Annotated in this window: 22 protein-coding genes, 1 tRNA gene and 1 pseudogene; 17 read left to right on the top strand and 7 right to left on the bottom strand. The window is 56.4% G+C overall.

From position 1 onward, the window contains the following. Positions 1 to 109 precede the first annotated feature (109 nt). A pseudogene (locus ACUUL3_RS13885) lies at positions 110 to 373 on the bottom strand (type I restriction-modification system subunit M N-terminal domain-containing protein); the annotation flags it as partial. A 191-nt stretch (positions 374 to 564) separates the two neighbouring features. On the opposite strand from ACUUL3_RS13885, the gene ACUUL3_RS13880 reads away from it, so the two are divergent. From ACUUL3_RS13880 to ACUUL3_RS13845, 8 genes are all read left to right on the top strand, one after another. After that, on the top strand, positions 565 to 3,291 hold the full coding sequence (locus ACUUL3_RS13880) for a DEAD/DEAH box helicase (RefSeq protein WP_448552295.1): 2,727 nt from the start codon (positions 565 to 567) through the stop codon (positions 3,289 to 3,291). 74 nt (positions 3,292 to 3,365) lie between these two features. Continuing rightward, complete coding sequence (locus ACUUL3_RS13875) at positions 3,366 to 4,370, top strand: SWIM zinc finger family protein (RefSeq protein WP_448552293.1); 1,005 nt, start codon at positions 3,366 to 3,368, stop codon at positions 4,368 to 4,370. Between the two features lie 134 nt (positions 4,371 to 4,504). Then, complete coding sequence (locus ACUUL3_RS13870) at positions 4,505 to 4,711, top strand: helix-turn-helix domain-containing protein (protein ID WP_448552291.1); 207 nt, start codon at positions 4,505 to 4,507, stop codon at positions 4,709 to 4,711. Next, on the top strand, positions 4,708 to 6,108 hold the full coding sequence (locus tag ACUUL3_RS13865) for an ATP-binding protein (RefSeq protein WP_448552289.1): 1,401 nt from the start codon (positions 4,708 to 4,710) through the stop codon (positions 6,106 to 6,108). The genes ACUUL3_RS13870 and ACUUL3_RS13865 overlap by 4 nt, the downstream gene beginning before the upstream one ends. After that, a complete protein-coding gene (locus ACUUL3_RS13860) occupies positions 6,105 to 6,608 on the top strand; it encodes a hypothetical protein (RefSeq protein WP_448552287.1) in 504 nt (167 codons plus the stop codon). The genes ACUUL3_RS13865 and ACUUL3_RS13860 overlap by 4 nt, the downstream gene beginning before the upstream one ends. Then, positions 6,605 to 6,748: a hypothetical protein gene (locus ACUUL3_RS13855; RefSeq protein WP_448552285.1), complete on the top strand. Its 144-nt coding sequence runs from the start codon at positions 6,605 to 6,607 to the stop codon at positions 6,746 to 6,748. Before ACUUL3_RS13860 ends, ACUUL3_RS13855 begins: the two co-directional genes overlap by 4 nt. Next, the gene (locus ACUUL3_RS13850) at positions 6,745 to 7,653 is read left to right on the top strand and encodes an HNH endonuclease (RefSeq protein ID WP_448552283.1); all 909 of its coding nucleotides are present in this window, start codon (positions 6,745 to 6,747) and stop codon (positions 7,651 to 7,653) included. Before ACUUL3_RS13855 ends, ACUUL3_RS13850 begins: the two co-directional genes overlap by 4 nt. 152 nt (positions 7,654 to 7,805) lie before the next feature. Then, entirely contained in the window at positions 7,806 to 7,961 is a 156-nt protein-coding gene (locus ACUUL3_RS13845; protein WP_448552281.1) for a hypothetical protein, read from the top strand. 324 nt (positions 7,962 to 8,285) lie between these two features. On the opposite strand, the gene ACUUL3_RS13840 is transcribed toward ACUUL3_RS13845, so the two are convergent. Next, on the bottom strand, positions 8,286 to 8,519 hold the full coding sequence (locus ACUUL3_RS13840) for a hypothetical protein (RefSeq protein ID WP_448552279.1): 234 nt from the start codon (positions 8,517 to 8,519) through the stop codon (positions 8,286 to 8,288). A 312-nt stretch (positions 8,520 to 8,831) separates the two neighbouring features. On the opposite strand from ACUUL3_RS13840, the gene ACUUL3_RS13835 reads away from it, so the two are divergent. Together ACUUL3_RS13835 and ACUUL3_RS13830 are read left to right on the top strand one after the other, a co-directional pair. After that, positions 8,832 to 8,929 (top strand) — tRNA-Sec (locus ACUUL3_RS13835). A 332-nt stretch (positions 8,930 to 9,261) separates the two neighbouring features. Next, complete coding sequence (locus ACUUL3_RS13830) at positions 9,262 to 10,059, top strand: PEP-CTERM sorting domain-containing protein (RefSeq protein ID WP_448552277.1); 798 nt, start codon at positions 9,262 to 9,264, stop codon at positions 10,057 to 10,059. A gap of 158 nt (positions 10,060 to 10,217) precedes the next feature. Here the strand turns inward: ACUUL3_RS13830 and glyQ are convergent, their stop codons facing one another. Continuing rightward, positions 10,218 to 11,093, bottom strand: coding sequence for a glycine--tRNA ligase subunit alpha (glyQ, locus tag ACUUL3_RS13825; RefSeq protein ID WP_448552275.1), 876 nt, complete (start codon positions 11,091 to 11,093; stop codon positions 10,218 to 10,220). 559 nt (positions 11,094 to 11,652) lie between these two features. Between glyQ and ACUUL3_RS13820 the strand changes: the two genes are divergently transcribed. The 7 genes from ACUUL3_RS13820 (at position 11,653) to secB (ending at position 19,991) form a co-directional block, all read left to right on the top strand. After that, entirely contained in the window at positions 11,653 to 13,659 is a 2,007-nt protein-coding gene (locus ACUUL3_RS13820; RefSeq protein ID WP_448552273.1) for a DUF3373 family protein, read from the top strand. Between the two features lie 121 nt (positions 13,660 to 13,780). Further along, entirely contained in the window at positions 13,781 to 14,554 is a 774-nt protein-coding gene (gene pgeF / locus ACUUL3_RS13815) for a peptidoglycan editing factor PgeF (protein ID WP_448552271.1), read from the top strand. A gap of 19 nt (positions 14,555 to 14,573) precedes the next feature. Beyond that, positions 14,574 to 14,738, top strand: coding sequence for a hypothetical protein (locus ACUUL3_RS13810; protein ID WP_448552270.1), 165 nt, complete (start codon positions 14,574 to 14,576; stop codon positions 14,736 to 14,738). Positions 14,739 to 14,757: 19 nt separating this feature from the next. Beyond that, positions 14,758 to 16,086 (top strand): 16S rRNA (cytosine(967)-C(5))-methyltransferase RsmB, encoded by a 1,329-nt coding sequence (gene rsmB / locus ACUUL3_RS13805; protein ID WP_448552268.1) that lies wholly within the window; start codon positions 14,758 to 14,760, stop codon positions 16,084 to 16,086. A 48-nt stretch (positions 16,087 to 16,134) separates the two neighbouring features. After that, entirely contained in the window at positions 16,135 to 16,488 is a 354-nt protein-coding gene (locus ACUUL3_RS13800) for a GxxExxY protein (RefSeq protein ID WP_448552267.1), read from the top strand. A gap of 58 nt (positions 16,489 to 16,546) precedes the next feature. Further along, the gene (gene uvrA / locus ACUUL3_RS13795; RefSeq protein WP_448552265.1) at positions 16,547 to 19,384 is read left to right on the top strand and encodes an excinuclease ABC subunit UvrA; all 2,838 of its coding nucleotides are present in this window, start codon (positions 16,547 to 16,549) and stop codon (positions 19,382 to 19,384) included. Between the two features lie 127 nt (positions 19,385 to 19,511). Beyond that, positions 19,512 to 19,991: a protein-export chaperone SecB gene (secB, locus tag ACUUL3_RS13790; protein WP_448552263.1), complete on the top strand. Its 480-nt coding sequence runs from the start codon at positions 19,512 to 19,514 to the stop codon at positions 19,989 to 19,991. Positions 19,992 to 20,062: 71 nt separating this feature from the next. Here the strand turns inward: secB and ACUUL3_RS13785 are convergent, their stop codons facing one another. The 4 genes from ACUUL3_RS13785 to ACUUL3_RS13770 form a co-directional block, all read right to left on the bottom strand. After that, entirely contained in the window at positions 20,063 to 21,568 is a 1,506-nt protein-coding gene (locus tag ACUUL3_RS13785; RefSeq protein ID WP_448552261.1) for a type II secretion system protein GspD, read from the bottom strand. 196 nt (positions 21,569 to 21,764) lie between these two features. Then, the gene (locus ACUUL3_RS13780; RefSeq protein WP_448552259.1) at positions 21,765 to 23,813 is read right to left on the bottom strand and encodes an AMIN domain-containing protein; all 2,049 of its coding nucleotides are present in this window, start codon (positions 23,811 to 23,813) and stop codon (positions 21,765 to 21,767) included. Further along, on the bottom strand, positions 23,813 to 24,100 hold the full coding sequence (locus ACUUL3_RS13775) for a hypothetical protein (RefSeq protein ID WP_448552258.1): 288 nt from the start codon (positions 24,098 to 24,100) through the stop codon (positions 23,813 to 23,815). The genes ACUUL3_RS13780 and ACUUL3_RS13775 overlap by 1 nt, the downstream gene beginning before the upstream one ends. A gap of 265 nt (positions 24,101 to 24,365) precedes the next feature. After that, entirely contained in the window at positions 24,366 to 25,019 is a 654-nt protein-coding gene (locus ACUUL3_RS13770) for a type 4a pilus biogenesis protein PilO (protein ID WP_448552256.1), read from the bottom strand. Positions 25,020 to 25,037 lie beyond the last annotated feature (18 nt).

Genomic DNA, 25,037 nt, shown 5'->3' with positions numbered 1-25,037 from the left:
GTTTCTGCCATATCGCTGGTATGGTACGGCTCCGTCCCCCCCGGGGGGCTTACCCATGCTCGCCTCGTTTCTATGAAGTTCCATCTACTTATAGCGTGAAAAGGGTAACGTTGGCATCCGCCAGGCGGCCGATGATCTTGTTGAGCCGGTCGCCGATCTCCTTGTCGCCCTTGACCGCCACCATGTCGGCAAAACTGCCGCCCTTGGGAACTTCAAGCAAGGCGTCAGGGTCGCCGGCATACTTGTCGGAGACATATTTGCCGAACAGGAGGACGAGGATGTAGTCCTTGTACTGACTGGCGTCCATGCCGCCCCGCAGCTCGTCGCAGGACTTCCAGAGGGAGCTATAGAGTTCGGATTTCTTGAGGGCCATATACGATCCTTCAGGCGGCCGTTATTATTTCTTTTTGTGAAACTTTTACCTAGAAATTACAGCAAGGTGCTGTAAGGTTCGGCATAATCCAAATAATTTGAAGGCCCTGACCCGATGAGCCAGAAGCAGGATCGATTTGTGGTACGTAACGGCCCGTCACCCGCCCCGGCATCGACTCCAGGATACTGACAATGCAGCAGAACGCCGAACTTGCCGCCATATTGATGCCGGATGGTTCCATTCAGCTTGAGTGGACTTCGCCTCTTGCCGATGGACTCAATCGTTCAAGCCAGGCGATGCAGGATGAAATCTTCGCGCGCTCCACCGAGGAACCGGAGGGCTGGCTCTTTTTTCTGGGGTTCTGCGCAAAAAATGTTCCCCTGTCGCCATCGCTCACCTTCTGGCGCGCATTTTCCACTCTTTTTATTCAAAAACTGAAACTCACTCCCGAGTTGGAGAATCTGCGCGCCAATGTTGTCATCCCCTTTGCCGACGACGAGCGTTCCCAACTGCTGGAATCCGCTCCCCCGATGCCGGGCGGCGAATATCTCGCCGCGGAAACGCTGACGGAACTGTGGGCGGCGCTCCACGAGATTTTTTACGGGCAGATCGAGGCCTTTGCCGGATCGGTCGCGGATTTTTTCAGTCAATACAGCCCCGATGTCCACCTCGCCGGCCGCATCTACTTCCATCTGGTTGAAAACAAGGATCATGAAGCGCCGTTTGCCTTTCTCGCCACCTATTCCACCCGGCTGAACGAGGCGGGAGAATCCAGGCACCTGCCTTTGAAGTATGCGCTTGAGGAGTATAAAGGCGACAACGAAAAACTTTTGCAACTTCTGGTCACCGTTGATGACGCGGCCCTGAAAAGCGAACTGGTGGCCTCTCTGCGTGACAGCGGCGAGTTGTTTTACCCCCTGGCCTGGTCCGCGCGGGAGGCCTTTGTCTTTCTGCGGGAGATTCCGATTTACGAAGAGGCCGGCATCCTCTGCCGCATCCCCAACTGGTGGAAGAAAAAGACCGCCGCCATCACCATCCAGGTCCGCATCGGCGAAAAGCCTCCCTCCATGGTCGGCATGGATGCCCTGCTCGATTTCTCGCCCCGGCTGATGCTCGGCGACACGGAAATATCGGCGGAAGAGGCCCGCCGGCTGCTGAGCGAATCGGAAGGTCTGGCTTTTTTGAAAAACAAGTGGGTGGCCGTGGATCCGGAAAAACTGCGGCAGACCCTGGAGGCGTTTGAAAAAGCCGGCGAACTGAACCCGGAAGAGGGGATCACGCTTCTTGATGCCCTGCGTTTTTCCATGAATCCGCAGAAACTGCTCGGCAATGCGGCCGCGGTTGTTGCCGGCATCTCCCACGGTGAATGGCTGCGGACGGTGTTCGCGCGACTTGAGCGGCCCGGGAAAATGGCCAAGGTCAAAACCAGCCGGGCGTTTGCGGCAAGACTGCGGCATTATCAGCAGGATGGCCTGAACTGGCTTTTTTATCTGCACCGGATAGGACTCGGCGCTTGTCTCGCCGATGACATGGGCCTGGGCAAGACCGTCCAGATCCTGGCCTTTCTTGACGCGCTCAAGGCCGGAGAAAGAAAAGGCGAAAAGGCAGGCGCGTCGCTTCTCATCATTCCGGCCTCGCTTCTTGCCAACTGGGTCGGCGAAATCGAGAATTTTGCCCCGGGTCTTTCATTTTTTGTCGCCCATCCCGACTTTCACCGACCCGGCTCGGTCCCGGCGCTCTCGCAGGACCGGCTGGCCGGGCTGGATCTGGTCATCACCACCTATGCCCTGGCGCAGAGGATTGATTGGCTTCAGCAGAATACCTGGAATTACGTTATTCTCGATGAAGCCCAGGCCATCAAAAATCCCGGCGCCAGGCAGACCAGGGCGGTGAAAAAGATTTCCGCCCGCAACCGGATCGTCATGACCGGTACCCCGGTGGAAAACAGGCTGTCCGACCTCTGGAGCCTGTTCGATTTTATCAATCCGGGGCTCCTGGGCAACTCCAGGGAGTTCGGCGATTTCAGCAAACGGCTTGCCGACAATCCCAATGGCTACGCGGGGCTGCGCCGGGTGGTCAGGCCGTTCATCCTCAGGCGTTTGAAAACAGACAAATCGATCATCTCCGACCTCCCCGACAAGGTGGAGGCCAAAACCTGGGCCGCCATGAGCAAGAAGCAGACCGTCCTCTACGGCGAGGTTGTTTCCGGCCTCCGGGCGGCCCTGGAGCACACGGAAGGCATACAGCGCAAGGGGCTCATCCTGTCGGCGCTCATCAAGTTCAAGCAACTCTGCAATCACCCGTCGCAGTATCTGGGGCTGGCCGATTTCGACGAAAAGGAGAGCGGCAAATTCCAGCGGCTGCGGGAAATCTGCGAAACCATCCATGAAAAGCGGGAGCGGGTGCTGGTTTTCACCCAATTCAAGGAAATGACCGGCCCGCTTGCCCGGTTTCTGGCATCTATTTTCAACCGCGAGGGCCTGGTTCTGCATGGCAGCGTGCCGGTCGGCAAACGGAAAGAGCTGGTCGAGACGTTTCAAGGTCGCGAGTATGTGCCATTTTTTGTATTGTCCCTCAAGGCGGGCGGCGTCGGATTGAATCTGACGGCGGCCAGCCATGTCATCCATTTCGACCGCTGGTGGAATCCGGCGGTGGAGAACCAGGCCACCGACCGGGCCTTCCGCATCGGCCAGCAGAAAAATGTCATGGTTCATAAATTTCTGACCAGGGGCACCATTGAGGAAAAGATCGACCGGATGCTGGCCGCGAAGGCGAAACTTTCAGATGAAGTGGTTGCCGCCTCCGGTGAAAACTGGCTCACCGAGATGAGCAACGAGGAACTGTTCGAACTGTTTAGTGCCTCAGTGCTGGATTCCAGCCATGACAAACAGGAAACAGGAAAAAGCATGTTGAAATAAAGATGTTACTTCTACTGTTGAGGCACGTATACCCCGGGGGGGGTGTTACGCTGAAAATATAAGGATCAATGGGCATGAGTTACTGGGGATTTCCGGAATACGAGACTGTGGCCGAGAAAAAGGCCAGGGCGGCGAAAAAACTTGCGCAGCTCAGGAAAAAAATGCCGGGCATCGCGCCGGTCGTCATCGGAGGCAATACTCTGGCCCGCACCTGGTGGGGCAAATCCTGGAACAGAAACCTTGAGCGCTATGCCGATTACAGCAACCGCATCGGCCGGGGCAAGAGCTATGTGCGCCACGGCGCCGTTCTCGACCTCAGGATCGAAGGCGGCCGGGTGGCGGCCCTGGTCCAGGGCACCAGCGCCAAACCCTATGAGGTGGTTATCCGCATTGCGCCGGTGAAAAAGGCCAACTGGGGCCAGATCAGAAAACAGTGCCAGGGCGAACTGCGTTCCCTGCCGGATCTTCTGGCCGGCAAATTTCCCAAAGAGCTGGGCGACATCTTCCTGGCCGAAGGCAAGGGGTTGTTTCCGACGCCCAGGGAGATCAGCTTCGAATGCACGTGCCCGGACTGGGCCTCCATGTGCAAGCATGTGGCGGCCGCCCTCTATGGTGTCGGCGCCAGGCTTGATGAAGATCCGCTCCTGTTCTTCACCCTGCGGCAGGCTGATACCGAAGAGCTTGTGGCCAGGGCCGTTCAGGAAAAAACGGGCGACCTGCTGGCCAGGGCGGATAAAAAAAGCTCCAGGGTGATCGACGATGCCGACCTCTCGGGACTCTTCGGCATCGATATGGATATAAAACCGGATTTTGCCGCCACCGCCAGGGGCGAAAAGCCTGAGCCGCCACCGCGGGGGAAAAAGGCCCCGGCTGCCCGACGAACCGCTGCGGCAACAAAGGACCGCCCCGCCACCGCCTTGATCGAGGAGATTGTCGGGCAGCACCCCAACGGCGCCACCGTGGCCATGCTGGAAGAGGCGACCGGCTTTCCGCGCGCCAGAATTTACGCCATTGCCAGCAGGCTCAGGCAACAGGGCCGGATCAGCTATGTGGCGCAGGGCGTTTACGGCCGGCCATGATTTCTTCCGTATTTCTTGTTCTGCCATCCCTCGCGCCACGGCATATCCCTCGCCGGAACCTGGGAAAGTACCTTGACCGGTTCGTCTATTAACTGCTAAGAACGGATATTATTAATCAATCTAATGCGGATCGTATGATGACTGTAGATCAGGACAATGTACTCACCATCGAGGAGCTGGCTGTCTATCTGAAAATCTCCAAGTCTTCTTTGTATAAGCTGGCCCAGAAGGGCGAGGTTCCCGGCCAGAAGGTGGGCAAGCACTGGCGGTTCCGGCGCGATATCATCGACCAGTGGATGGCGGAAAGTACCTCGGCGACCAAAAGGAAAGATGAAGGATGAATCTGGAAGAGCTGCAGGCCCTGATTGCCACCGGCGAGGGACAGTTGCTGGAATTCAAGCGTTCCGGGACAGCCCATCTGGGCCGGGAAATCTGCGCGTTTGCCAATTCTTTGGGCGGGCGCATCCTGATCGGTGTGGATAACGACGGCAAAATTCATCCTGTACTGCCCAATAACAATCTGCGCTCAGAAGTGCAGTCCATCGCCCGCAACCTTGAACCTCCCCTGATGGTGGAGTGTGAAGAGGTGGCCGGCGTTCTCATCATCTCTGTTCCTGCCAGCCGTTTCAAACCACACAGCACCGCAGGCAGATTTTATCTGCGTGAAGGTGCTACCTGCCAACAGATGAACCGGGATGAAATTCGAGAGTTTTTCTATCGTGAGGGTCTGGTCTATTTTGACGAGAAAACAAATGACCGCTTTAACTGGCCAACGGACCTGAACCAGGCCGCATATGAAGAAATGGTCCGGGTCTGCGGCATTACGCCGACGCTTGATCCTGAGCGGCTGCTTGAAAATCTGGGCCTGCTCAAACAGCGACGGATGACCTGTGCTGGCTCTCTGCTCCTCTGCTCAACATCCTCCCTGGTGGTGCCGGGTTCCGCCGTCAACTGCTGCCTGTTTCAGGGGAAGACAACCACCCGCATCCTTGACCAGAAGGTCTATAACGCCGATTTCTTAAGCAATTACCAGGCGGCGGTCAATTACCTGCTGGCCCATCTCAATACCGCCTATGAAATCGGCTTTGAACGTAAGGAACGTCTGGAACTGCCGGAAGGCGCCCTCCGGGAGGCCCTGCTCAACGCCATGGGCCACCGGGATTACCGCAGGCCCGGAGACTTGCAGGTCCACATTTTTCAGGACCGGGTGGAAATCGTCAACCCCGGCGGCTTGGTCGGCGGTCTTACCCTGGAAACTTTGGGGACCAGGAGCATACCCCGCAACCCCTTGCTCTTCGGCATGATGCACCGCATGAATCTGGTGGAGAAGGTCGGCTCAGGCCTGCTGCGCATCCGCCAGATGTGTGAAGCCTACCCTTGCCCACCGCCGCGTATCGAGGCGGATGCAGACTGGTACCGGATCATTTTCAGCCGTGGCGAAGTCAAACCATCCTCCTTGCCAGGGCCAGAGTCGGGGCTAGAGTCAGGGCCAGAGTCGGGGCTAGAGTCAAAAATCGCTCAATCTGTATTAAAAGCTTTGGAAACACAGCCTCTGCAACGTGCGGAAATTGCAAAAGCACTTGGCCATGGCAAGGTTTCTGGAGCGGTAAACCGGGCGGTAAAAGAATTACTGAACAAGCTACTCATTGAATACACTATTCCTGAAAAACCCAACAGCCGCCTGCAGAAATACAGGCTTACGGAAAAAGGGAAACGGTTTGTGGCGCAGGATAGTTGAAGAATCTCGAAGACAAGCTGGAAGAATTACTTTTTGAAATGCTGCCCTCCGGCCTGACGGTCGAAAAGAAACGGAGTAAGGTGAAAAACCTGCTTACGGAAATGAGGGCCAGGGATAAAAGCATCAAGAGAATAGGGAAAGGCCCCAAAAGCCAATGGGCCGAAGGCGTGATGGTAAATGAATTCGAGGACATTTTTCAATTGGCCGGGCAGGTTCAGGCGCTGAGACATGTAGCAGTTGCACAGACCCTTGCCGCGTGTCAGCCGGAAGTGCGAGAGAGCGTCAGCAGGAAGATCGATGATAGCCGGCGCATGGAACGTGTGCTGGATCAACTGCTTGAGGTTGCTTTCGATGAGACGGCACTGACCCTGTTCAAAACGCTTAGCCGTCACTACTGGGCCATTGCCCCGCATGCAGCTACTGAATATGTCCGGTTTTATCGGGAAATGTGGGATGAAGAGCGCTTGGAGAGACAACCAATAGTGCCGGATGAATTATGAAATACAATCGTCATGAAAGAATACCGGTGATCGATCTCTTTGCCGGCCCCGGCGGCCTGGCCGAGGGGTTTTCGGTCTTTGCTGACGAGGGCGGGAAGGTATTCCGGATCGGGCTGTCGGTGGAAAAGGATCTGCCATGACCAAGGCGATCCTCACCACCAAGGTCGATCCCACCTACGACGACCTGCCGGAAGAACGGTATCATTTCCCGCGCACCTATCTTCGGCAGTTGGAGCAGGCGGTCGGTGACTGGATCATTTATTATGAACCGCGTCGGTCTTCCGGCGACTTATCGAGCAGCGGCGGCAGGCAGGCATATTTCGGCACCGCCCGGTTGTCCAGGATCGAAAATGACCCTGGCCGCCCGGATCATTATTACGCCTATGTTTCCGATTACCTTGAATTCGATCATCCCGTACCCTTCAAGGAAGGGAGTCATTATTACGAAAGCATCCTTAAAAAGGAAGACGGGAAAACGAATAAAGGGGCCTTCGGCCGGGCGGTCCGGGCAATCCCGGACCATGAATATAATCTCATCCTGCAGGCAGGCTTCACCAAGATCCTGGGCGAGACACGATACCAGCCGCAGGCGCAGCCAGGTGCGGCATGCGAAGTGAGCGAGGAAATCGTGCCCTATCAGCGTTCCATTGTCGAAAGCCTGGTTGCCAGACCGTTTCGGGAGGCGGCATTTGCGAAGGTTGTTAAAGATGCTTATCAAGATACCTGCGCCATGACCGGGCTTAAGATCATCAACGGAGGCGGCCGAGCTGAGGTCCAAGCAGCCCACATCCAGCCGGTTGCGGAAAACGGGCCTGATTCCGTGAGAAACGGCCTGGCGCTGTCTGCCACCGTTCATTGGATGTTCGACCGAGGCCTGGTCTCGGTGGATGACGATTTCTCCATCCTCATCGCAAAAAAGAGTTTGCCCGACACGGCATTGCGGATTCTAAACGAAGACCGGCGCTTGATTCTGCCGCAAAAGGCGGATATGTGGCCGCACCGGCATTATCTCGGTTATCATCGAGAGAAGGTTTTCAAGGGATGATTTGGTTGCTGTAAATTGTGTCACCTGAGCCCAGACTGGCAATTAAATGATTTATCCTCGGAATTGATATTTCCGGCGGCGCAGCTGAAAAATCATCAGCAAGAAGTCAATGGAGTATAACGGGTCGAACTTGAAGGGTTGAACCTCTCGGATTGAATAGGATTTCTGAAAATCGCCATCATGAATACCTGCGAAACTATAGATATACAGGCCGCAAGGTTGGCTCCCATCACCCGAACCACAACCGTCTTGAGACCCTGGACAGCGTCGAGGTGGACCGCACCTTCCGCGAGGCCCTGAAACGATGAACGACTCAGAACTCCTTGTCTGTCAGGATTCAGATGGAAATATCAAACTTGATGTTCGCCTGGAGAATGAAACTGTCTGGCTGACCCAGGATCACATGGCGCAACTTTTCGGCAAGGTAAAGTCAACAATCAATGAGCATATCAAAAATATCTTTGCCGAAAGGGAACTGGTTGAGGATCTGGTTATCGCGGCGCGTTGGATTGCCGGACAGTCGGCGTTTGCCGCTGTGGCCGATGGCCGAGGTTGTCTGCATCCCATTGCCAATAAAAAAAAGCGCTCCCCAGGGAGCGCTTTTTCTTTTCTATTCTCTGGCAGATCAATAATCAGATATCCTCGTCGTCGAGGTCATCTTCCTCAATCTCTTCGTCCTCGATTTCCTCGGACTCGTCGTCGCCGTCCTCATCCTCGTCCCCTTCCTCGTCCTGGACTTCATCGTCGCTGGCGGCTTCGCCTTCCTCTTCATATTCCAGCTCCTCTTCCTCGCTGGAAGAGGTCTTGCGGATTTTGGAAGGCGGCAGGACAATGGCCGTGATTTTTTCGATCTCCTGTCGAACCATCGGATCTGCCAAGCATATGGCGCACTCGGCAATATGCGTATTCATAAAAGAGACCATGCGGGCGGGCGCCATGGACTCCTCCTGGACCTGGGCATACCAGGATTTGACAAGCCTTTGTAAGCGCTCGCATTCCATTGTTGACAGACTCCTTGTTGTGGTTCCGAACATCGACCTGAAGAAAGGGCAAACCCCATGTTTGCCGGAAGTCGAGCCATATTTACATTATTTTTCCGGCTATTCCCATACACTTCTTGAAAAAAACAGAAAAATCTTGTTTCCAAAGCGACAAAACTATATCTTAGCTGGACGGACGGAAGTGGAAAGGGCGCTGGTGGCTCTCCCGGACTTCAAATCCGGTGCACCGGGTTAACAGCCTGGTGGGTGGGTTCGATTCCCATGCACTTCCGCCATCTTTTTCCGCAACTCCCCAGGTATGGAGTTTTTTAAGTACTATGTCCTTTCCTTATTAGGCAAGAAAATTTTCTTGGCCTTGGCCGATCTTCCCCTTCCTCGTCAAAAAATTGTTTTGCGCTGTTTTTTGCGGCTTCCCGCACGTCAGTCTTGAATTCCGGAAATCCGGATGCTTCTCCTCGGTGGCGGGTTTGGGGAACTGTTCGGAATAACGACAAATTTATTTCCCGGGATGTCTGGCGTGCATCTTGCTTCTCTTCCCAAGGGAATGGTGTTGGGTGGGTATCTGTGTTTGCATACGCATGAGGGATTACCACAAGGAGGAGAATCCATGAAAAAAACAGGAATTGGTGTATTGGCGGCAGCTTCGTTGTTGATGATGAGCCAACCGGCCTCGGCGCTCTTTAACAACGGCGGCTTTGAGACCGGTGACTTCACGGGCTGGAACCTGGAGTATGGCTATCGGGCCTGGGATGACACCACCACGATCAATTGGGGGGCGGCTGACAACGGTCTTGCCACGGTCATGAACAGTTCCGGCACCATGTATGGGCAGGTTCTTGACGTGGACCCCTACAACGGCACCTACATGGCCCGCATCAACGACATCTGGGGCGGCTCCCATGCAACCAAGCTCTGGCAGCAGGATGCCATTACCCAGGCCGATATTGATGCGGGAAGCACACTCTATGTCAACTGGGGCGCCATGCTCATCGAGCCGGACAACACCCATCCCGCCGGCGCGCAGCCCTATTTCAGCATCAATGTGAAGGTGAATGGGGTTGACGTGGCATCCTTCTGGGCGGATGCCCTGGCCCATTACGGTGATCCTTCCTGGGTGTGGGCCGGCGATGACGGCGGCGGATCCGGGTGGGGAAGCGATCTCTACTACAAACATGGTACAGAGAACCTGTCTCTTGGTTCGCTCTCAGTGGGCGACGTGGTCCTGGTCGAGCTGATCGTTTCCGACTGCGGCTGGGGCGGACATGGCGGCTACGCCTTCCTGGACGGCATCGGCACCACCTATCAGCCGCCGGATAACGAAGTTCCCGAGCCGGCCACCATGCTCCTTTTCGGCACCGGCCTCGTCGGACTTGCCGGCCGGAAGTTGCGCAGGAAGAAGGCATAACCGCGCGAAGAAGCATCGGTTGCACAAATAAAAAAAAGGGTTGGGAGTGTGCGCTGCTCCCAACCCTTTTTTTATGCAGGAAAGTACGCGCTGGAATCGCGTAAAGAACATTCCAGCGCGCCATGCTTCAGTTTGTTGGCTGGTTCTCCGCGCCTGGGCTACCCCTTCGTTTGCAAAAGCGGATACCCCATTGCCTCCCGCTGGGCCACGTATTTTTCCGCAACCTTCCGGGCGATGTTCCTGATTCTGCCGATGTAGCGGGTGCGCTCGGCCACGCTGATCGCTTTTCTGGCATCGAGCAGGTTGAAGCTGTGCGAGCACTTGAGGCAGTAATCGTAGGCCGGCAGGATCAGGCCCAGATCAAGCAGCCGGTGCGCCTCCTGCTCAAAGGTGTCAAAAAAGCCCAGCAGCGCTTCAACATTGGCATGTTCGAAGTTGAAGGTGGAAAACTCCACCTCTGCCTGGTGAAAGATATCCCCATAGGTCACTTCGCTGTTCCAGGCGATGTCATAAACGCTGTCCACCCCCTGCAGGTACATGGCGATGCGCTCAAGACCGTAGGTCACCTCCACGGTGATGGGGTGCAGCTCCAGGCTGCCGGCGTGCTGAAAATAGGTGAACTGGGTGATCTCCATGCCGTCCAGCCACACTTCCCAGCCCAGGCCCGAGGCGCCCAGGGTGGGAGACTCCCAGTCATCCTCGACAAAGCGGATGTCATGCTCAAGCATGTCCAGGCCGAAGCGTTTGAGGCTTTCGATGTAGAGATCCTGGATATTGGGGGGAGAAGGCTTGATGATGACCTGGTACTGGTAGTAATGCTGGAGGCGGTTGGGGTTTTCGCCGTAGCGGCCGTCGGTGGGGCGACGGGAGGGCTGGACATAGGCGGTTTTCCATGGTTCGGGCCCAAGGGCGCGCAGGAGGGTGGCGGGATGGAAGGTGCCGGCGCCGACCTCCATGTCATAGGGCTGTTGGAGGGCGCAGCCCTGTTCGGTCCAGAATCTGCTCAAGTCGAGGATGATATCCTGAAAGTACATGGGGTGTCCTTGTTCAAAGGGAAGGAAACGATACAGCGCAAAGGCGCGAAGAGGGCAAGGGTGGTGCCCTTTTCCCTGGCCGTAAGCGCGCCCGTTTCAGGCGAAAGGGGTTGACCCGGGCATGGGCAAATTTTGCGCGTTTGCGTTGGTTTTGGCAATTTTTAAAATCACTCATCCTTTAATATAAAGGGGGCCGTGCTGGCAATGTTTTTTTAAGTTCCCTGTCGGCAGGTTTGGGCTTGATGCGGGAGCCTGGAAATGGTGGCAAAAAATGAGGGAGTATTCAGGTTTGGCGCATTTTTGCTTTGACAATGGGCGCAAACTGCGGTACCAACTTATAATTCCGCAATGTTGCTGGCTTGGCGCCTCATGAGCCAAGGCTGGGCGGCCACTGTCGGCGGAACGCTGGTCATTGCATAACATTGTTCTTGATCTTGCAATTCCCCTGTTCCGGGGGGTTGCTTGTTATTTGGCGGCATGTTGACGTTGCATGCCGCATCGTAAGTGGGGCTGCCCTGCGCAGCCCGGTTTACCAATATTTTCTTAAGGAGAAAGTGGGATGGTGAAAAAAATTTCTACGTTGGCACTGGCCGGCTTGCTTGCCCTGCCGGCCATGGCATCTGCAGGTGCGGGGAGCACCTCTGATATGCAGAGCCAGATCGATGCGCTGACCAAGCAGCTCGAGCAGCTGAAGGCTCAGATGGCGAACATGAAGACAGCTCCGGCCGCAGCGCCGGCCGGCGATCTGAGCGAGCGGGTGGAGGCTCTTGAAGACCGCTCCGAGGCCTGGGACCTGTCCTCCCGGATCCAGTTTTCCGGCGACTTCCGCGCCCGGATGGACTATGTCACCGCCGACACCCCGGCCCATTACGAGGCGTTGAATGTTGCCCGTGGTGTAAACGATGTGTTGTTGGCTGGGTCTTCAAGCAATGTTGATGCCTTGCTTGGAGCCTTTGCTATGACAACCGCAACCGACTTGACAGTTTTTGCGGGGGCATTGCAAGTGACACCGGTGGCGAATTTTATTGCTGCTGCCGATGCTGCATTTCAGGCCAATGGCAGCACTGCCGCTGAAGCTGCCCAATATGCTAATGACCTTGCTGCAATTTTTTATCATTCCGAAGTTGGGACCATGCTTGGCGCAATGCCAGCAGGAACGACTGTTGGTGACGTAACGAGCTATTTCGGAAGTGCACAATCGCTGGTCGGTTTTATGAAAAACCTTTCTCCCGCAGCCCGCGCGGCAATTTTTAGCTCGATGTCGGGAGCCTATGACCCCACCGCTGCGCAGGATTATGACAACGACACCATCTGGACCAACCGCTTCCGCATGGACATGCGGGTCAAGGCCCTGGAGAACGTCGAGTTCAAGGGCCGGGTGGCCATGTACAAGGCCTGGGGCATGCAGAACAACCCGGTTGACTACTCCTACAACAACGGCATGGGCGGCGGACCCTTTGCCCTGGGCGGCTACATGACCGCCTTTGACGGCGCCACCACCAGAAACCCCAGCGACTCCATCCTCCGGGTGGATCGCGCCTTTGTGAACTGGAACAACATCGCCGACTCTCCGGTCTGGTTCTCCATCGGCCGCAGGCCCACCACCGACGGCCCGCCCGCCAACCTGAAGCTGGGCAGCGACGAGCGCATGGCCACCCCCACCGCGGTCATGGACTGGCCCTTTGACGGTATCTCCGTGGGCTACGCCTACAACGACCTTTTCGGCCAGGAAGACATGCCGGGCCGGGTTCGCGTCTGCTACGGCCGCGGCTTTGAGTCCGGTCCGGACAGCGACAGCAACCGGACCCTCAATGACGTGGATTTCGCCGGCGTGAGCTGGGATATTTACAAGAAGGGCAACCGCTTCTTCTACCTGCAGTCCTTCGGCGCCTTCAACGTCTTCAACGTGCCGGACAACGTAAACTTCGCCAACCCGCTGGAGTATGCGGCATGGGAAGTCAACAACGATCTCTATGACCCCTTGGATCCCTCCCAGGACCTGCTCCTGAACCGGGCAAACCTGGGTGACATCTACCACACCTCCGGCGTCTACATGGACAAGTACGACAAGCTGAACTACTTTGTCGGCGCGGCCTGGAGCAAGACCAATGCCCAGGGTATGGACGAACTTGGCACCAGCCTGCTCGGCGAGTGGTGGGAAGATCCGACCAACCGCGACGGCTACCATTTCCATGCCGGTGTGCGCTACGACCTGGACGACTACGGCCTGAAGCTCGGCCTGGAGTACAACTGGGGTTCCGAGTACTGGATCGCCATGAGCCCGGGTCATGACGACCTGTACCAGTCCAAGCTCGCCACCCGCGGCGATGTTTGGGAGGTGTACGGCATCTACGACATCCCCGGCGGCGAGGCCATCTCCAAGTTCGGCAAGGCCTGGATGCGTCTCGGCTACCAGCACTACGAGTATGACTACACCGGCAGCGGCTTCTGGCTGGGTGCGCCGCACAAGGTCGAGGATCTGGCAAACGATCCCCTCTATGCGCAGTTCTACACCCCCATCGAGTCCATGGATCAGGTATACCTGACCTTTGAGGCCGCGTTCTAAGAAATCGTTCTTAGAACCAGTTGTACAGCAGCAACCAGAGAGGGAAGGGCGCAGGCTCTTCCCTCTTTTTTTTAGCGCGCCCGGCAGGGCGCACCTCCTTGGATCCCCATCCGTCATAGGCATGACTGCAGATCTCCGGATACGAACATTTGCCAATCTCGGCAACCTTGCGCTTCGCCATGCTGTTTTTGGCAGAACGGGAGGGGTGAGCACGAACCCTTATCATTCGCTCAATGTCGGGTTGCATGTGGGCGATAACGAAGCACTTGTGCGGGAAAACCGGAGGCGGATCAAGGAACACCTTGGTCTGCGCCGTCTTGTCTCCGCAAGGCAGGTGCATGGGAAAAGCGTGAAAGTCGTTGCATGTCCGCCGGAAGCGGATACGGAATTTGACGGCTTTGACGCGTTGGTCACGAATCTGCCCGGGGTGGGGCTGGCGATCCAGCAGGCCGACTGCCAGGCCATCATGCTTTACGACCCGGAGCAGCGGGCCATTGCCAATATCCATGCCGGTTGGCGGGGCAGCGTCCAGAACATTGTCGCAGCCACGGTAACCGTGATGCAACAGACTTACGGCTCACGCCCGGAGGCCCTTGTTGCCGCCATCAGTCCTTCCCTCGGCCCCTGCTGTGCCGAGTTCGCCAATTCGCGGGCGGAACTGCCCATGGCTTTCCATGCCCATCAGGCGCGGCCACGCCATTTCGACTTCTGGGCCATCAGCCGCGCCCAGCTCACGGCTGCCGGGCTGAGGACGGAAAACATCGAGATCGCCGGCATCTGCACGAAATGCGACCCGGACTATTTCTCGTATCGCAGGGAAAAGGTGACCGGGCGTTTTGCTTCGGTGATAGGATTGGCTGGCAGCCCATGGCATTCAGCCGCAGTTCAGCGTTAACCGTTTTGCTGGAGCATGGATGAACAATTTCCGTGCGTTGGCTGTCCTGGAAAAGGCCCATCTCTTGCCTGCTCAGCCCTTGGGGTTAATGAAAAAGTATGATGTCGAGCTGTTTTTCGGGAAGCTTATTGAAATAAAAAAGATGCGTTCGGGTTTCATTAAAAAACTGAAGGCAGACAACTGAAGGCTGAAAGCTGAATGTTATGACCAATACCCGCGCCATCGCCATGGATGTTCTCCTCGCCTGGCAGGACTCGCAGGAGCCCCTGGATCTGGTGCTGGAAGGGGTGTGCGCCAGGGCCGTCCCGGGCGATCCGCGCGACCGCCATTTCGTCATGGCCATGGTCTATGGGGTGATCCGCTGGCAGGGGTATCTGGACGGAATCATTGCCCGATTTTCCTCCCATCCCCTCAAGAAAATGAAACCTCTCACCCTGGCCGCCCTGCGCATCGGCCTCTATCAACTGCTCTTCATGGACCGGGTGCCAGAATCCGCCGCCATCAATGAAACGGTTCAGGCCCTCCGGCGGCTGAAGCAGCCCAAATGGCTGACCGGCTTTGTGAACGGACTTTTGCGTTCCGTCGTGCGCCAAAAGGAGACCTTGCCGCAAGCAGATGAAGCAGCCGCGCGGCAAAGCCATCCGGACTGGCTTGTCCGCCGGTGGCAAAAGTTCTACGGCGATGAGCGCGCGGCAAAAATTTGCGCGGCGAACAACCGGGAACCTCTGCTCGCCCTGCGCGTGAATACGGCACGGATTGCGGTGGCAAGCTATCTCGAACTTCTGGAGAAACGCCGCATCGACGCCACCCGCGGCAGATATGCCCCAGGGGCTGTTCTGCTCGGCGATTTTCATGGGAGGGTGGACGAGCTGCCGGGATATACGGAAGGATTGTTCCAGGTGCAGGACGAAGCTCCTCAGCTTGCCTGCCATCTGCTTGGCCCCTTTGGCAAGGGCGCCTATCTTGACGGTTGCGCGGGCCTGGGGGGGAAAACCCTGCTCCTGGCGCAACTCCTGCCCCTGGGAAGCAACCTTGTCGCGGTGGAACCAGGCGAAAGACGCTGCGCCTTGCTGCGGGAAAACCTGGCGCGCCTCGGGGTTGGCCCGGTTGAGGTTTTTGCCGGCACCCTGCAGGAGTTTGCCGACGTGCGTCAGGATCGTTTTCAGGCCATCCTCATTGACGCGCCTTGTTCCGGGCTGGGGGTAATCCGCCGGCAGCCGGATATCCGCTGGCAGAGGTCTCTTGACGCCTTGAAGGGCAACCAGGCGAAACAGCTTGCGTTGCTGGCCGTTGCCGCGAGCCTGCTTGCCGAGGGAGGGGTGCTGGTCTATGCCACCTGCAGCATTGATCCCATTGAAAACGAGGAGGTCATTTCACGCTTTTTGCGGAACCACCCTGATTTTTCACTCTCCAATGCCCAGGGGTATCTTCCAGCCCCCGCCCGGAGCCTGGTCGATGAGGCGGGCTTTTTCCGCACCACGCCGGAGCAGGGGCTGGACGGCTTTTTTGCCGTGCGAATGAGGAAAAAATAACGCAAAGGCGCAACGATATGAATAAAGAAAACGAATTGAGCAGGGTTATTGTTGAGTCTGCCTTGGAGGCGCATCGTACTTTGGGAGGCCCCGGCGCTGCTCGAAAGCATCTATGAAGAGGCGCTTGTGCATGAGTTGAGTTCGCGGGGAGTTGCCGTGCAACGACAGGTAATGCTTCCGGTAAATTATAAGGGCAATACGCTCGGCAGTTCCTTGCGTATTGATTTGCTTGTCGGCGATCTGGTAATCGTAGAGAGCAAGGCGACAAACCAGTATCATCCGGTTTTTGAGGCTCAATTACTCACTTACCTGAGGGTGAGCAGATTGAAACTCGGGCTTGTCATAAATTTTGGTGAAGTTTTGATCAAAAATGGAATCCATCGTGTGATCAATGGATTGTAATCCGTTAACAAACTGTACCTTTGCGCCGTTGCGATAAGCTTTTAAAGGCAGGTATTTCATGGAGCCGAAATATATCAGCATCCGGGGGGCGCGGATGCACAATCTCAAGAACATCAATGTCGATCTGCCGCGCAACCGCCTCGTTGTCCTGACGGGACTGAGCGGTTCCGGCAAATCATCCCTTGCCTTTGACACGCTCTATGCCGAAGGGCAGCGCCGCTATGTGGAATCCCTGTCCACCTATGCCCGCCAGTTTTTGGGGCAGATGGAAAAGCCGGACGTCGATTCCCTGGAAGGGCTTTCCCCGGCTGTTTCCATCGAACAGCGCACCACCAGCCGAAATCCGCGTTCCACCGTGGGAACCATCACCGAGATCTATGACCATCTGCGCCTGCTTTTCGCCCGGGTCGGAAGGGCGCATTGCCCGGAGTGCGGGGAGGAAATCAGGCCCCAGTCCATCCAAGACATGGTGGCGAGCCTGCTCGCCATGGCCGAGGGCACGAAGCTGATCCTCCTTGCTCCGCTGGTGGAGGGGAAAAAGGGCGAGCACGTCGCGGTCCTCAACAGGCTTCGCAGGGATGGGTATGTGCGGGCGCGGATCGATGGGGTGATTGTGGGTCTTGAGGAGGAGATCACGCTGGAAAAAAACAAGCGCCATACCATCGAGGCGGTGATCGACCGGCTGGTCCTCAAGCCAACCCTGGCCAGAAGGCTCTCGGAATCGGTGAGCACGGCGGTGCGGGTTTCGGAGGGATTCCTGCTTGTCCGGCTGCAGGAGAGCGGGAAAGAGATCCTCTACAGCGAGCGGGCGGCCTGCGTCCGTTGCGGCAGGAGCCTGCCGGAGCTGACCACCCAGCTCTTCTCCTTCAACAATCCAAAGGGGGCCTGCCCGGAATGCGGTGGCCTGGGGGTGAAGCAGTTTTTCGACCCTGATCTGGTCGTGCCCAACCCGAGATTGAGCCTGCGCAAGGGCGCCATCGCCCCCTGGGACACTGCTTCGCCCTCCACCTATACCAAGGAGTTGCTGGAAGGCCTGGCCAGGCAGTACGGCTTTGATCTTGATACCCCCTTCGCCGACCTGTCCGCAAAGGCCAGGGAGGTTGTCCTGCACGGCACCGGCAACCAGGAGGTGGTTTTCAACTATGTGCGCTTCCATCGCCTGCACACGCACCGCAAGCCCTTTGAGGGCATTCTTCCCCAGCTGGCGCGGCGGTATCTGGAAACAGGCTCCGGCGCGGTGCAGGAAGAGTTGGAGCAGTATATGAATGAGCAGGCCTGCCCGGTTTGCCGGGGGGCAAGGCTGAAGCCCGAGGCCCTGGCGGTAAGGATCGGTCCCTGGAACATCCACGAGTTGACGCGGCAGAGCATTGCCCATCTTCTCGAGAACCTGCCGGCCCTCTCCTTTACCCCGCAGGAACTGTTCGTTGCCGAGCGGATCATCAAGGAGATTCTCGACCGCCTCACCTTTCTCCATGACGTGGGGTTGGGGTACATTTCTCTGGAGCGCAGGGCCGCGACCCTTTCCGGCGGCGAGGCGCAGCGAATTCGCCTTGCCTCCCAGATCGGATCCCGGCTGGCCGGGGTTTTGTATATTCTTGATGAGCCGAGCATCGGTCTGCACCAGCGGGACAACGAGCGGCTCATCAACACCCTGATCCGGTTGCGCGATCTGGGGAACACCGTGCTGGTCGTCGAGCACGATGAGGACACGATCCGCGCCGCCGACCATGTGCTCGATATCGGGCCGGGCGCCGGGGTGCATGGCGGCGAGGTCGTATACAACGGCGATGTCGCAGGCCTGCTTAAGGAAGAGAAATCCGTGACCGGCGGGTATCTTTCCGGTCGGCTGTTTATTCCCGTGCCGAAGAAACGAAGAAAAGCGGCGGGCAAGAAGGCATGGATCACCATCAGGCAGGCGCGTTCCAACAACCTCCGCAATCTTGAGGTGCGGATTCCCCTGGGGGTTATGACCTGTGTCACCGGGGTTTCCGGCTCCGGCAAGAGTTCCCTGGTCATCGAAACCCTGTACAAGGGGGCGAAGAGTTTTCTGCAGCACGGGCCGGAACATGTCGGCGTCTGCAGTTTTGAGGGCCTGGAGCAGATCGACAAGGTGATCGATATTGACCAGAGCCCCATCGGCCGCACGCCCCGCTCGAATCCCGCCACCTATACGGGGGTGTTGACCCCGGTGCGCGAGCTGTTTGCCAGGTTGCCGGAAGCGAGGGCCCGCGGCTACACGCCGGGTCGCTTCAGTTTCAACCTGAAGGGCGGCCGCTGCGAGGCCTGCGAAGGGGAGGGGGTGATCAAAATCGCCATGCATTTTCTGGCCGACATCTACGTCACCTGCGAGAGCTGCCATGGCAGGCGCTACAACGAGGAAACCCTCGATATCGTCTACCGGGGGAAAAGCATTGCCGAGGTGCTGGCCATGAATGTCGAGGAGGCTCTGGCCTTTTTCGACAAGGTGCCCCAGATCAAGGGCAAGCTGCAGACCCTTGCCGAGGTGGGTCTGCCCTATATTTCCCTCGGCCAGTCTTCGGTGACCCTTTCCGGCGGCGAGGCGCAGCGGATAAAACTTGCCAAGGAGCTTGCCAGGAGGAGCACCGGCCGAACCCTCTACATTCTCGATGAACCCACCACCGGGCTCCATCCCGCCGATATCCAGCATCTTCTCCATGTGCTCAATCGCCTGGTGGAAGGCGGCAACAGCGTGGTGGTCATCGAACACAACCTCGATGTGATCAAAACGGCGGATCACCTCATTGATCTCGGCCCGGAGGGGGGGGATCAGGGAGGGACCATTGTCGCGCAAGGGACACCCGAGGCCGTGGCGCGGGAAAAGAACTCCCATACCGGTCAGTTTCTGAGAAAGGTTCTGGCGGAACAGGAGTTTTAATCAGAAACTAACCAAAAGGCTCTTTACGTTTCAGGGTATTTCATTATAAAGAGAGGTGTAATGGAGTCAGCGAAGGTGCGCTGTTTGCCACGATGGCTGAAAGATAATCTTAAAAAAGGACGAACCCATGTCGGAACAGAATAACGAGACTGCCCAGACCCCGCAGCCGCCCGTATTTCGCCTGCAGAAGATGTATGTGAAGGATTTATCCTTTGAAAACCCCAATGCCCCGGATGTGTTTCTGGAAAAGGGCGAGCCCAAGGTGGACGTGAACCTGGGCTTGAAGCATCGCAAGCTTGAGACGGCGGATCATTACGAGGTTGCTCTGGCCATAACCGCCAAGGTGACGAACAGCCAGACCGAAAAAACCCTCTTTATCATCGAGGTTGAGCACGCGGGCGTGTTTCTGCTGAAAAACATCCCTGAGGAGCATTTGCCCGCAGTGCTTTCCGTGGAATGCGCTGCCCTGCTTTTTCCCTTTACCCGGCAGATCATCAGCCAGACCTCGGTGGATGGCGGTTTTGTCCCGTTTCTCATGGAGCCGATCAACTTTCTTGGCCTGTATGAAAATTCCAGAAAGCAGAAGGCCCAAGGCGAAGCCCAGTAAGGTACAGCGTTATCGGAATAAAAAAAGCCCGGCTGATGCCGGGCTTTTTTTATTCCGAAGGCGGGAGAAAATTATTCCAAAATCTTCGGCTGGAGAAGGATGACGAGTTCCTTCTTCTTCGTTGTTTTGCTTTCATAGGAGAAGAGCCGTTTCAGGCCCGGAATGTCGCCGAGAATAGGCACCTTGGTGATGTCGTTGGTTTCGAGATTGTCGATGAGGCCGCCGATCATCAGCATGTCGCCGCTTTTTACCCGGACCAGGGTGTTCATTTCCCGCACATTGACCGTGGGCAGCTGCACGGTGAGACCGGAGAAGCTTCTTTCGCCCATGGTGGTGAGATTCGAGGTTACAGGGGTCATGCTCAGGATAATCTCGTCATTTTCCATGATGGTGGCGACCACGGACATGCCAAGGCCGGACATGACGCTGTTCGTGGTGACGCTGGTGGAAACCGTGCCCTCGCTCACCGTGGTTTCAACCTTTTCGATGAAACGGACGTTTTCGCCGATGCTGATCAACGCCGGCTGGCCGTTCATGACGCTGATTTTCGGATTGGCAAGAATGTTGGTCGGACCTTCCTTTTCCAGGGCGCTGATCAGGACATTGAACGGGCTGCCCGGGGCGGTCACCCCGCTGACGACGCGTTCCGAGGTGCCCGGCGTATAGACAATGCCGCTTGGCCCGAACATCTCGATATTCAGCGAGGTGTCAAGCAGGGATTCCCAGTTGATGCCTTTTTTCTCGCTGTTGTCGATGAGGACCTCGACGATTTTTGCTTCGATTGCTACCTGTCGGTAGAGTTCTTTTTTCAGGTTGTCGAAATAGACGGCGATCTTTTCGACCAGGGGCCTGGGGGCGGTGACCGTAATCAGGCCGATGGGCTTATCAATGGTGTAATAACCTTTGCCGGCCTGCACGTTGCGTTTGGTCGTGGTTGTCTGCGCCGGCGGAGTGCCTGCCGCGGCCGCAGCGCCGGGCGTGGTAACGGTCTCTTCCCAGATCCCCAGGATCTGGTCAAGGTTGACTCTGATGTTGTCCCAGATATCAAACTCATTTTCCGTACTGGTCAGCTGGATATTGCCCTGCAGGTTTCCCGCCCCTTCGCCACCGATACCGCCGGCGCCAAGGACATCGCCGCCGACCCCGGTGTTGTACGTCGATTTCATGAAGGGCATGGCTACATGAAATTTTCGGGTTTCCCGGTATTTCACCACAATGGTGTTGCCCTGTACTTCGTGAAAATAATCCATCTGCCGCAGGATATTGTCGATGGACCTGAAGAAGTCATCCTCGGCGCGGATATCAACGTCAACGAGGGCAAACTGGTCAACATCGCTTGCCCAGCTGATATTCATATTCTTGAGAGCAGCGAGCCTTTTCAGGATATCCCGAAGCGAAACCGGCCCGGTCGTGGAGGAGATGTCAGCGCCAACCGGGATGACAATGTCTTCATCGGTTTCCAGACCAAGCCCCTGTGAAGAGGTCTCGTTAAGAAGATAGGCGGGCCGCTGGAAACGGACCGGAAGCTGCCCTTCCTCAAGAATTTTTTCCTCCTGAACCGCAACAACAGGCGCCACATTTGCTGTTTCTTGGACAACGGCCGCTGGTGCTCCCTTGTCTTGCGCGGTAACAGGCGCGCAAGCGGAAAAGATGAGGAGCATCACTGCACAGGCAAGCAGATGAAGGACACTTTGTTTTTTGTTTTCCATGGTGAAAGTCTTCTTTTTTTAAGGTGAAAAAATTTCGCTTAAAAAGCGACAGTGCCTTGGCCTTTTAATTCGCCGCGGCAATCCTTCCCTGAATATAGCGTTTCAGATCTTCCGGCACCTCATAACCGGAGAGGAGAACAGCGTTATATGCCTCAATGGCCTTGGCGGTGTTTCCTGCTTTGTCGAAAATTCTGGCTTTGGTCACCAGACTGTCCAGGGTATCCCCATAGATTTCCTCGTGTTTCGCCAGCAGGGCCAGGGCGCCGTTGTAGCTCTGATACTCCTCGGCAAAGGAAGCGTAGCTGATCAAGGCTTCACTGGAGGGGGCAGGCCCGCTGATGGCAAGGTCAAAGTACTCTTTGGCTGAATCCACCTTTTTCATGTTGGCCAAGGCGATTGCCGCCTGGAGGGCAGCGCCGGCATTGTCCGGTTCAAGATTCAGGGTCGCTTTGGCGTAATACGCAGCCTTGGCGTTCATTCCCAACTGAACAAGACAGAGAGAGGCGATCCGGTTTGCAAGCTGGGCGTTTTCCGGCCAGTTGGTGAAAGCCGCCTCGTAAAGCGACAAAGCCTTTTCATGCTGGCCGTTTTTTTCAGCAACAGCGGCCTGCCTGAGGAGCTTTTTCGCTTCAACAACTTCCTTGGGCGTTTCGAGGCGCTGTTTTACGCTGATGCTCTCCACTTTTTCCATGGAGCCGTCAGCCTTCACGGCGATGGCATCCGTTGCGGTTTTCGGCCACTCGAACTGTTTGGATTTGGGGGAGATAACGATGGTGTTGAAACGTTCTTCCTTCTGGAGGTCCTTCAGATTCAAAATGATATCAAGGGCGAAATCCCAGGGAACTTCATTGAGTGCCAGGGTAAGCGACCCCTTTACCGCTTCGTCGACCACAATGTTCTGGCCGCTGATTTCGCCGAACAGGCGGAAAACATTGTGGAGATCGATTTTGAAGAAATCCACGGTAATTTTCTGTTTTTCATAGCCGGCAAAACCAAAGGTATCCACAGAGGACTTGGCCGCGGATTTTTTGGTGCTTGCTTCCGCTGCGGGCGCAGTGGGTTTCGGCGTCGCCGGTTTTTTCCGTGCCTGGGCGCTGGAAATTTTTGGGGTGATCAGTTCTGCGGTATTCGGCGCTGCGGCAGCCTGGGTCGGACTTTGCGCCTGCGGGCCATTGTCGGCGACCAGGGTTTCCTTTTCTTTGACCAGCCCGGCAATGATCGGGGTGGCCGCCGATGTCTCCTGTATTTTTACCAGCAACCCTTCGGCGGTGTTTTCTATCTCATAGGTAAATAACTCAGAGAGACCGGAATCAAAAACTACGCGGACGGCATTCTTTCTCTGGGCGGCCCGAACCTTTGCAAGCGAGGTTCCGACATTGATCTGCAGCATTTTGCCCGGCAACGAAATCCCCGGGATATCGATATACATTCTGTCCGGCCGGCCACTGCCCTTGTTGAGATGGGCTTTCTGGAAATCATTGATCAAGCCGTCGGTTTTCAGATAAACACGGGTTTCAGAAGGATTTTCGGTGTCGACAATAAGGTCGTGCAGGACGGTCGCGGCCGGACTTGTCGTCTCAGGCGCGGTCGTTTCCGCTTTCAGCGGGGCTTCCTTTGGGACTTCCGGCTGCGCGTCCGAAAGTTCGCTCTGCGTGACCTGCCGTGGCGCGGTCATGGATTTCGCAAAGCTCACCACGATGTTGTTGTCCTGCCGTTCAACGGTATAGGCCCTGTCGTCGCCCAGGTAGATTTCGAGGCGGGCAATGGCGGGTACCTGATCCGCCAGGGCCATGGTCTTGATGTTTTGCACGGGTCCCTGCGGAAAGCTGGACGGAAGCGCGGCGGCGTGGCTTATTGATGCATCGGCAACATCCAGCACAACCCGGAGAGGATCAAAAAGTTCATACATCGTATAGGTCGGGGGCGCGGAGCCTTCGATGATGAGCTGGAACTCATCAGCGGTTTGTTCGATGCTGATGGTGGAGATGATGTAGTTCGGGTTCGTGCCCGCCTCGGGGGCGGGAGCCTGGGCGTGGACGGCAGCCCCAGCCAAGGCGCAAAAAATCGTTATCAGCCCGGCAGATATATATTTCAGGCATTTCAGGAGCGACATTATTTTTCTCCCTCTGTTTTTAATGTCATTTCAACCACGAGTTTTTTCTGTTCATTGTCCAGACTTTTGACCTGCTCAATGAGGACTTTATTGCTCACAATATCAACAACTTCGCCAGTTCTCCCGATTTTTGTTCCTCTGCGGAGAACGTACCCGATGCCTGCCGAATCCTGCACCATTGCCAGAGGTTCGCGGCCTGCGAAGACTATGGCGACCAGGGTGAGTTGCCCGGGTTCAAATTTTTGCATGCCGGTAAGCTCTTCCATGGCCTTTGCCTCGGCCTTCATAATCTCCTGGGTGAGGAAGGGGAAAAAGGGGTCGGGCCGGCCCTCCCGCAGATAGACGAATGGCTCGGCGTTCGCGGCATTAGCCGTTGCACTTCCCTGGACCGCGGGAGGGGTGTCTGCCGCGGCAGGGGCGGGAGGAGCGGGCTGTGCCTGCAGCGGCGCGGCGAAGAGCAACACATACGCCGCCAAGCCGATGGAGAAAGATGAACTTTTATTAGCCGGTCTTTTCATAGTCGAATGTTCTCATCGAATAAACGGCAGATGGTCACCGCTTTTTGGCTTTGCCTTTTGCGGCTGCTTTCGGATCCTCGGCGACAGGCTCGATAAAGCGATATGTCACAAGCTTGAATGTGGTATTTAATACCATTTCAGTGCCGGTCTGCTTCGGGGAGCCCATCTTGACATCGTTGACGGTGACGATGCGGGGAAGTTTGCTTATCTTGTCCAGAAAAACGCCCACGCTGTGGTATGACCCGTTTACCGCAATGTTGACCGGAATCTCGGCGTAAAATTGTTTTGGGCTTTCCCCGGCGGGCTTGAAGGAAAGAAAATCAAGGCCGGATGCAGTCCCCAGTCCGGAAATATTTGTCAGAAGGGAGGGGATTTCTTTCTGTTCCGGCAGGAGAAGGGAGGCGGCCTTGAACTGCAGTTCGACCTCCTGCATTTCCGCTCTGTGTTTGGCCAGCTGCTTGGCCACCGCTTCAACCTTTGCTATTTCCTGCTCAATGCCGGCCTTCTTCTTCTCCAGCTGCTTGATCTCATCGTTCTTGGGCGAATAAACAAGAAAGAAGAAGGCCACGCATGGGATGAGCCATGCCGCGGCACAGATAAGCAACTTTTGTTTGCCCTCAAGCCGGCTGACCTTGCTGTCCAGGAAATTTTCAAAGCCAGCTTTGAGTTTTTTTATGTCAAGCGCCATCTTTTCTCCAACCGTGCG

It is taken from the genome of Thiovibrio sp. JS02 (assembly GCF_053485635.1).
This window is presented reverse-complemented; position numbering and strand designations above follow the sequence as displayed.

Excerpts from the sequence above, each read along its gene's own strand:
- ACUUL3_RS13880 (WP_448552295.1), top strand. The coding sequence starts at position 565 with ATGCAGCAGAACGCCGAACTTGCCGCCATATTGATGCCGGATGGTTCC.
- ACUUL3_RS13875 (WP_448552293.1), top strand. The coding sequence starts at position 3,366 with ATGAGTTACTGGGGATTTCCGGAATACGAGACTGTGGCCGAGAAAAAG.
- ACUUL3_RS13870 (WP_448552291.1), top strand. The coding sequence starts at position 4,505 with ATGATGACTGTAGATCAGGACAATGTACTCACCATCGAGGAGCTGGCT.
- ACUUL3_RS13865 (WP_448552289.1), top strand. The coding sequence starts at position 4,708 with ATGAATCTGGAAGAGCTGCAGGCCCTGATTGCCACCGGCGAGGGACAG.
- ACUUL3_RS13855 (WP_448552285.1), top strand. The coding sequence starts at position 6,605 with ATGAAATACAATCGTCATGAAAGAATACCGGTGATCGATCTCTTTGCC.
- ACUUL3_RS13850 (WP_448552283.1), top strand. The coding sequence starts at position 6,745 with ATGACCAAGGCGATCCTCACCACCAAGGTCGATCCCACCTACGACGAC.
- ACUUL3_RS13840 (WP_448552279.1), bottom strand. The coding sequence starts at position 8,519 with ATGGTTCGACAGGAGATCGAAAAAATCACGGCCATTGTCCTGCCGCCT.
- ACUUL3_RS13830 (WP_448552277.1), top strand. The coding sequence starts at position 9,262 with ATGAAAAAAACAGGAATTGGTGTATTGGCGGCAGCTTCGTTGTTGATG.
- glyQ (WP_448552275.1), bottom strand. The coding sequence starts at position 11,093 with ATGTACTTTCAGGATATCATCCTCGACTTGAGCAGATTCTGGACCGAA.
- ACUUL3_RS13820 (WP_448552273.1), top strand. The coding sequence starts at position 11,653 with ATGGTGAAAAAAATTTCTACGTTGGCACTGGCCGGCTTGCTTGCCCTG.
- pgeF (WP_448552271.1), top strand. The coding sequence starts at position 13,781 with ATGACTGCAGATCTCCGGATACGAACATTTGCCAATCTCGGCAACCTT.
- ACUUL3_RS13810 (WP_448552270.1), top strand. The coding sequence starts at position 14,574 with ATGAACAATTTCCGTGCGTTGGCTGTCCTGGAAAAGGCCCATCTCTTG.
- rsmB (WP_448552268.1), top strand. The coding sequence starts at position 14,758 with ATGACCAATACCCGCGCCATCGCCATGGATGTTCTCCTCGCCTGGCAG.
- uvrA (WP_448552265.1), top strand. The coding sequence starts at position 16,547 with ATGGAGCCGAAATATATCAGCATCCGGGGGGCGCGGATGCACAATCTC.
- secB (WP_448552263.1), top strand. The coding sequence starts at position 19,512 with ATGTCGGAACAGAATAACGAGACTGCCCAGACCCCGCAGCCGCCCGTA.
- ACUUL3_RS13780 (WP_448552259.1), bottom strand. The coding sequence starts at position 23,813 with ATGTCGCTCCTGAAATGCCTGAAATATATATCTGCCGGGCTGATAACG.
- ACUUL3_RS13775 (WP_448552258.1), bottom strand. The coding sequence starts at position 24,100 with ATGAAGGCCGAGGCAAAGGCCATGGAAGAGCTTACCGGCATGCAAAAA.
- ACUUL3_RS13770 (WP_448552256.1), bottom strand. The coding sequence starts at position 25,019 with ATGGCGCTTGACATAAAAAAACTCAAAGCTGGCTTTGAAAATTTCCTG.